Consider the following 6,490-nt stretch of genomic DNA (forward strand, 5'->3'; position numbering starts at 1 on the left):
CAGTTGCTTTCACCACGGTTGCCCTCTCAAAGTACCTGAATATTCTATCGACTCTGCAGCCGAAGACGGTTTATCCAGACATCATGCCAGGAAGCTGGCGCCAGACAGAAACGCTGGCATTTTATGTGCTGGCATCGGTTTTGCGTAGAGAAACCCCTGAGCCAGATCACAGCCTAAGCTGCAAACCAGGCAGTCCTGTTCAGATGTTTCTACGCCTTCAACAATCACGGATAGGCCAAGCCGGTGGCCGACGGTGATTATCGCCTCCATAATAGCCATGTCAGTGTCATTCTCCATCGCGTGTTGCAGGAAGAGCCTGTCTATTTTAAGGCTGCATATGGGTAGCTTTCGCAGATAGACAAGGGATGAGTAGCCGGTGCCGAAATCGTCAATGGAAATATGTACCCCGGCTTGCTGTAGCTTTTCCAGTTGCCGGGACTGAGCTTCGTCGCTACCAATAACTTCATTTTCGGTAAGTTCTACGCCCAACTGAAAGGGGCGCAGGCGGTAGTTGTGTAGTTTGGTCAGAATATCATCTGCCAGGTGCGGGTTGGAAAGCTGTTTGCCCGAGAGGTTGATGTCTACCCGCAGCGTCTCAAGCCTGGTGCCTTGCCAGGCCTTCAGCTGCTTGCAAGCCTCCTCAATAACCCAATTTCCAATGTCGTTAATCAGCCCGGACTTTTCAGCCACGGGAATAAAAACAGCGGGGGAAACAGGGCGGGATTCTTGATCAAAGCACCTTAGTAGTGCTTCACAGGAACGAACGTTGCGGCTCTTCAAATCAATTTGCGGCTGATAATGGAGCTGCAGGCTATCGGTTCTCAGGGCGCGGCGCAGCATGGTTGTCACTTCCTGGTAATGAACCAGCTGGTCATTAATGTCAGTAGTGTAAAAACAAATATTGTTATTGCCATGGTCTTTTGCCTGATACATCGCCGCATCGGCGTTGCCCATCAGTTCAGTCACTGTGGTGCCGTCTTCGGGATACAGGCTGGCACCAAAACTGGCGGTGACCGGGTAACAGATGCCGTTCAGAACAACACCCTGGTCCAGCACGCTGATCAACCGCTGGAGCAGTTCATCTATACCTTCAAAGCCGTTAAAATCGGTTAACAGCAGCACAAATTCATCGCCACCAAACCGGCTTAAAAGGTCACAGTTGCGGATTGCTTTTTTCAGGCCTCGCGCAACCGAGCTTAGTAGCTCATCACCATGGTGATGACCGAGCGTGTCATTGATCAGTTTGAAGTTGTCCAGATCAATAAAATAACCGCCAGTTCACTGCCCGGTACCCGCTCTGCTTTGGCAATACGTGCGGATAGCTCAATTTCCAGCAAGCGCCTGTTGGGTAAGTGCGTTAAGTCGTCGAAATTTGCCATGTAGTTGAGCTTTTCGGTAGCCTTTTTCTGTACCTCCAGGCTGATATCAATACAGAACATTTCGCACTCGCCCGTGTCCTGTCTGATCATTACATGGCTTGAGTAAACGGGCACAAAGTGGCCACTTTTGTGTTTCAGCTCAACTTCTTCGGCGGGAATACTGACATTGTTTGTCAACCAGTTATGGTGAGCGGCAATGGTATCTTCGCGCATGTTGTCAGGAATAATCAGGTCCTCCAGCCGCCGCCCCTGCGCCTCCTCCCGGGTATATCCGTACAGGCGCCTGCTGGCTTCATTCCAGTAAATAACCTGTCGTTTCCTGTTATAACCCTGAACCGCAACCATAGGCAGGCTTTCGATCAGTTCATAGAACCTTTGTTCACTATCCCTGATGTCAGGCGTGGTGTTTGTCTGGTGCCTGCCGGCTGATGATGGCGTATTCTTTCTGTCGGTTTCTAACATTCACTAGCCCCCTGAACACCTCATTTCAAACCAATAGAACAGTGGTCATAGTTGGAGTGTACTTCATCAGTATAGAAGTTATCTGAATGATCGCCCAGGTAACGACGGGGCGCTTTTCTTGTATGATGGTTTTCCATCCTGACATTGATTAAGCATTGCAAATGAGCACCCCCTTCAAGCTGAGACCTTATCAACAGGAAGCCGTTGATGCCACGTTGAAGCATTTTCGCAAGTCGGATGACTCTGCCATTATTGTGCTGCCAACCGGTGCAGGCAAAAGCCTGGTCATTGCCGAGCTTGCCCGTCTTGCCCGGCGCAAGATACTGGTGCTCACCCACGTAAAAGAGCTGATTGAGCAAAACCATTCGAAGTATCAGAGTTATGGGTTAACCGGCGGTATCTTCTCTGCCGGGCTAAGGCGTAAAGAAAGCCAACATCAGGTGACCTTTGCCAGTGTGCAGTCCGTTTCGGCGAATCTGGATCAATTCAAAGATGCATACTCTTTGGTCATCATCGATGAGTGTCACCGAGTGAGTGGTGAGGAAACCAGCCAGTACCAAACCATCATTGAGTTGCTACGGCAGCAGAACGATTCCCTCAAAGTACTCGGGCTAACCGCCACACCCTATCGCTTGGCCATGGGTTGGGTCTATCGCTACCACTATCGGGGGTTTGTGCGCAGTGAACAGGATAAACCCTTTGTACATTGTATTTATGAGCTGCCATTGAGCTTTATGATTAGCAGGGGGTATCTCACCCGGCCCGAGCTGGTTGATGCGGCCGTAGCGCAGTACGATTTCTCGGCCCTGCCTGAGAATCGCTTTGGTGAATACTCCGAAAAAGACGTTAACCAACTGCTGGGCAAACATCGGCGTGTCACCCGTGCCATTACCGAACAAGTTGTTGAGCTGGCGGCCGAGCGAAGGGCGGTGATGATTTTTGCGGCAACGGTGGAACATGCGCGGGAGATCACCGGTTACCTGCCAGAAACGCAAACCGCCTTGATTACCGGCGCCACCGACCTTAATGAGCGGGATGTGCTTATTAAGCGCTTTAAACAGCTGCAGCTGAAGTATTTGGTGAATGTGTCTGTGCTCACTACGGGTTTTGATGCACCCCATGTGGATTTTATTGCCATTCTTCGTCCTACACAGTCGGTCAGCCTGTACCAGCAGATTGTGGGGCGCGGGCTTCGTTTGTGTGACGGTAAACAGGATTGTCTGGTGATTGATTACGCAGGCAATAACGTTAATTTGTATCACCCGGAGGTGGGGGAGAAGAAGCCAGACCCGAACAGCGAACCGGTGCAGGTGTTCTGCCCGGGTTGTGACTTTGCCAATATTTTTTGGGGCAAAACCGACAGTGAAGGTCGCATTATTGAACACTATGGTCGCCGTTGTCAGGGGCTGTCAGAGCTTTCTGAAGAGGGTGAGCCTGTGCGGCGCAGTGCTCGTCCTGAACAGTGCGATTATCGTTTTCGTTTCAAGGAGTGCCCTGACTGCGGTAGCGAAAATGACATTGCAGCTCGCAATTGCCAGCAGTGCAAATCCGCCATTATCGACCCGGATGAACAGCTGAGAAACGCCTTGAAACTGAAGGATGCTATGGTGATTCGGTGTGCTGGAATCACGTTAAGCGCCAATGAAAGCCAAAACGGCAGCAAGCTGAGAGTTACTTATCACGGTGAGGATGGCGAAGAACTCAGCGAGTCGTTTGATTTCAGCAAACCGGCACAACGCAGCGTTTTCAACACGCTGTTTGGGCGCCGGCTGGCAAATAGCCGAGCTCCGCACGAGTTCCGCCGGGTTGAAGAAGTGCTTGAAAGACAAGCCTTGATGCCTACTCCGGATTTCGTGATCGCCCGCAAGAAAAAGCACTTTTGGCAGGTACAGGAGCGGGTGTTTGATTATCAGGGTGGTTATCGCAGGGCGTATTAGCGGGCCGTGGTACGAAAATCACCCTATCAATTCTGCGAGCCAGCCGCCGTTTTACCGATAAAACTGGGAAAGAAGAGGCTCAGCTGAGCACTTTTAAGGCGCCGTTAGTTAACGTTTGTTAATTTATTTCGGTGCTTTTTCTTTGCAGTGCGTATCGTTCAGCCAGGCTTGGCTGCGCTTATCTGTTTTCAGACTTATGACGTAACAGAATAAAAAGGCGGTGACATAAACAGCATAAAATTGGAGTAAATCTAACCAAGTAAATAAAGCCTCAAACAAATAGCTACAGTTTTTTCTGGTGAGGTATTTGGCGTTTTAATAGCGAATGTGTCTATACCATTTCATTGGCCAAAGTGCCTGGCTGTACTTAATCTGCCGGCTTCAGACCCAAAGCCAGCCTTCTGAATTATTACAAATTTCAGCCCGAGCTATACGCGGCCATTATGTGGCTTATGCTTCTAATAGCGCTGTCGCAATGCACTCTCACGCATTGATCTGGCCTTTGCGCCGAGAGAGTGGTTGCAAGCGTTAGTACGCGCTCGCAAGCCGATAGCATTTTGAATAATCGGGAATATATAAGGAAAAACTCATGAAATTAATGCACTCAGCAGCAATCATTTGTTTGGCACTTTCACCCGCACTGGTTTCGGCTGAACCCTCGTCCGGTGACGGTCTTTTTACGATGACCGGCACAGGTTCGAGTGATAAGAGTTTCGACAGCAACACTGCGGCCGTCAGTTTTGACGTAGGCAAGTTCTTTAGCGATAGCCTGGCTGCAGGCTTGCGCCAAAGTTTTGGTTTTGCGGATTCTGACAATAATTCGAGCTGGTCCGGTGCTTCACGGGGGTTTGTCGATTACCATTTTGATGGCGGAAACTGGCAGCCCTTTATTGGTGCCAACCTGGGTGGCATCTACGGCGACGAAGTGGATGAAACATTCTTCGCGGGCCCCGAGGCGGGCGTGAAGTACTACGTCAGGGACAAAACCTACATCACAGTGCAGATGGAGTATCAGGTGTTCTTTGACAGCGCCAGTGATGCCGATAACAACTTTGACGATGGTGCCTTCGCATACAGTGCAGGTATTGGTTACAACTTCTGATGGACAACCAAACCCGCTCCCTTGAAATTTCCGGGAGCGCCGGAGGGAAAACGGGGCATTAGTGCCCCGTTTTTGCCAGCGCACCAACCGCTATCAGGTAATGGCAAATACCTTAGAATTCAGTCCGCAGGCGTCCATAGACCTTGTAATTGGCTGAGCAATGAAGAACCTACCCCTTGATCTCCCAGGAAGCCCATTACAATAGGCACAAATTGCTTGATCATGCCGGCGTCCATCCCCAGCGCTGAAAAGGCTGACTGCACTTTGCTCATGGACGAAATATTGGAAAGTAGACCGCCGCCCAAACCACTGTTTCCCCCCAAAAGGCTGGAGAGGCCTGAAGCTTTGCTAGTTACCGCGCTCATGGTGTCGGTGCCAAGCTCACTCTTCGCTAGCTGCAGCAGGGCACCCGTACCACCGACTGCCTGAGTTTTCGTAACGCCAAGCTGGTCTTCAAGCTGACCCAGCAGTTGCCGGGCTTCACCACTGACTTCCTTTGTTGAGGAGAGCGCTTGTGTTCCGCTGGAAATAGAGTCATTTAGGTTGAAAGCACCGGAGGTAGGTGCCAACAGGTAGATGCTTGAAACAAAAAGGAACTGCTTGAGAATAGTGCTCATTGTCACGTCCTGTGGGAGGTGTGGTGGAGGTCTATCGTATATTTGGGGGTGGCTGAAGCAAAATAAAAGTGCAAGAAACCGAGACAGGTTTATTGTTGAGGAAAAGTAGCAAGTAAGAACGATCGGGCCTGGTTTGGGCTCCTGGGCGTTACCATTACAAATCATGACGAAGCGTAAAGCATACGATGTTCCGCAGGGTTGCATTTGGTATTATCCAGATGCTGTGAGGGCCGAACCTGGCCTGCCCGCAGGATTCAGAAGTGAATGGAGATCGGTTTTTTGAATACAGCACAGAGTGCACTTCCACCTATAATGCCCCGAATTTCATGAAGCGACATCCAGCTTTAGTAGTGATTCTATTGGTGTTGATCGGCTTGGGGTTTGGTGGCGCCCTAAGCCGTGACTTGTATCTTCAGGAAAGCAAGAGCATCACTGAAGAGTTTCGTGCGGATGTTGCCTTGCTTGCGGCGTCGTTTGACCGTGAGGTGTTGCTTAACCTTGAAACCCTGTTCGCCTTAAAGACCTCGGTAGGCATGATGCCGGAAATGAATGCGAAGCTGTTTGGCAAGCTGACCCGGCCTATACTTGAACGCTCTCCGGCCATTCAGGCCTTCGCCTGGGCCCCGGTTGTCAGAGAGGATAACCGGGCGATGTTCGAGCAACAGCAGCAAAATTGGTTTCCCGGATTTGTATTGGCAGAGGAGCCGTCAGCCGGTGCCGCTACACCACCCCAAGGCCGCCCCTGGTTTGTTCCTGTACAGTTCACAAAACCACCGCTGTATACAGGACTGTGCGCCATTATGGTTTTTTGAACGGTGTATTCCGGATAGGCGAGTTGGTAGAAAATTCGATTCCGATGGCGATTGATAGCGATCTCCTCGTCCAGATTGTGGATCGCACCAATGGGGGCGAGGACATCATATATAGCAATGACTCCTCTAGCCCGGATTTCTCATGAAGGGATAAAAAGAAGCGGCTAAAAGTGCTATGATT

6 protein-coding genes are annotated in these 6,490 nt (G+C 50.5%); 3 read left to right on the forward strand and 3 right to left on the reverse strand.

The annotated features are described in order from the left end of the window. Nucleotides 1–81: 81 nt before the first annotated feature. Nucleotides 82–1,263, reverse strand: a complete 1,182-nt coding sequence (locus ACTHYN_RS13045; protein ID WP_441812871.1) for a putative bifunctional diguanylate cyclase/phosphodiesterase — start codon at nucleotides 1,261–1,263, stop codon at nucleotides 82–84. After that, complete coding sequence (locus ACTHYN_RS13050) at nucleotides 1,239–1,841, reverse strand: PAS domain S-box protein (protein WP_441812865.1); 603 nt, start codon at nucleotides 1,839–1,841, stop codon at nucleotides 1,239–1,241. The genes ACTHYN_RS13045 and ACTHYN_RS13050 overlap by 25 nt, the downstream gene beginning before the upstream one ends. A 161-nt stretch (nucleotides 1,842–2,002) precedes the next feature. Here ACTHYN_RS13050 and ACTHYN_RS13055 point away from each other — a divergent pair, with 161 nt between their 5' ends. Next, on the forward strand, nucleotides 2,003–3,778 hold the full coding sequence (locus ACTHYN_RS13055; RefSeq protein ID WP_441812866.1) for a DEAD/DEAH box helicase: 1,776 nt from the start codon (nucleotides 2,003–2,005) through the stop codon (nucleotides 3,776–3,778). A 589-nt stretch (nucleotides 3,779–4,367) separates the two neighbouring features. After that, the gene (locus tag ACTHYN_RS13060) at nucleotides 4,368–4,880 is read left to right on the forward strand and encodes a hypothetical protein (protein WP_441812867.1); all 513 of its coding nucleotides are present in this window, start codon (nucleotides 4,368–4,370) and stop codon (nucleotides 4,878–4,880) included. A 119-nt stretch (nucleotides 4,881–4,999) separates the two neighbouring features. On the opposite strand, the gene ACTHYN_RS13065 is transcribed toward ACTHYN_RS13060, so the two are convergent. Next, the gene (locus ACTHYN_RS13065) at nucleotides 5,000–5,497 is read right to left on the reverse strand and encodes a DUF2780 domain-containing protein (protein WP_441812868.1); all 498 of its coding nucleotides are present in this window, start codon (nucleotides 5,495–5,497) and stop codon (nucleotides 5,000–5,002) included. Between the two features lie 260 nt (nucleotides 5,498–5,757). Between ACTHYN_RS13065 and ACTHYN_RS13070 the strand changes: the two genes are divergently transcribed. After that, nucleotides 5,758–6,309: a CHASE domain-containing protein gene (locus tag ACTHYN_RS13070; RefSeq protein WP_441812869.1), complete on the forward strand. Its 552-nt coding sequence runs from the start codon at nucleotides 5,758–5,760 to the stop codon at nucleotides 6,307–6,309. Nucleotides 6,310–6,490: the final 181 nt, after the last annotated feature.

This window comes from Marinobacter sp. (assembly GCF_052091845.1).
Lineage (GTDB): Bacteria > Pseudomonadota > Gammaproteobacteria > Pseudomonadales > Oleiphilaceae > Marinobacter.

Excerpts from the sequence above, each read along its gene's own strand:
- ACTHYN_RS13050 (WP_441812865.1), bottom strand. The coding sequence starts at position 1,841 with ATGTTAGAAACCGACAGAAAGAATACGCCATCATCAGCCGGCAGGCAC.
- ACTHYN_RS13055 (WP_441812866.1), top strand. The coding sequence starts at position 2,003 with ATGAGCACCCCCTTCAAGCTGAGACCTTATCAACAGGAAGCCGTTGAT.
- ACTHYN_RS13060 (WP_441812867.1), top strand. The coding sequence starts at position 4,368 with ATGAAATTAATGCACTCAGCAGCAATCATTTGTTTGGCACTTTCACCC.
- ACTHYN_RS13065 (WP_441812868.1), bottom strand. The coding sequence starts at position 5,497 with ATGAGCACTATTCTCAAGCAGTTCCTTTTTGTTTCAAGCATCTACCTG.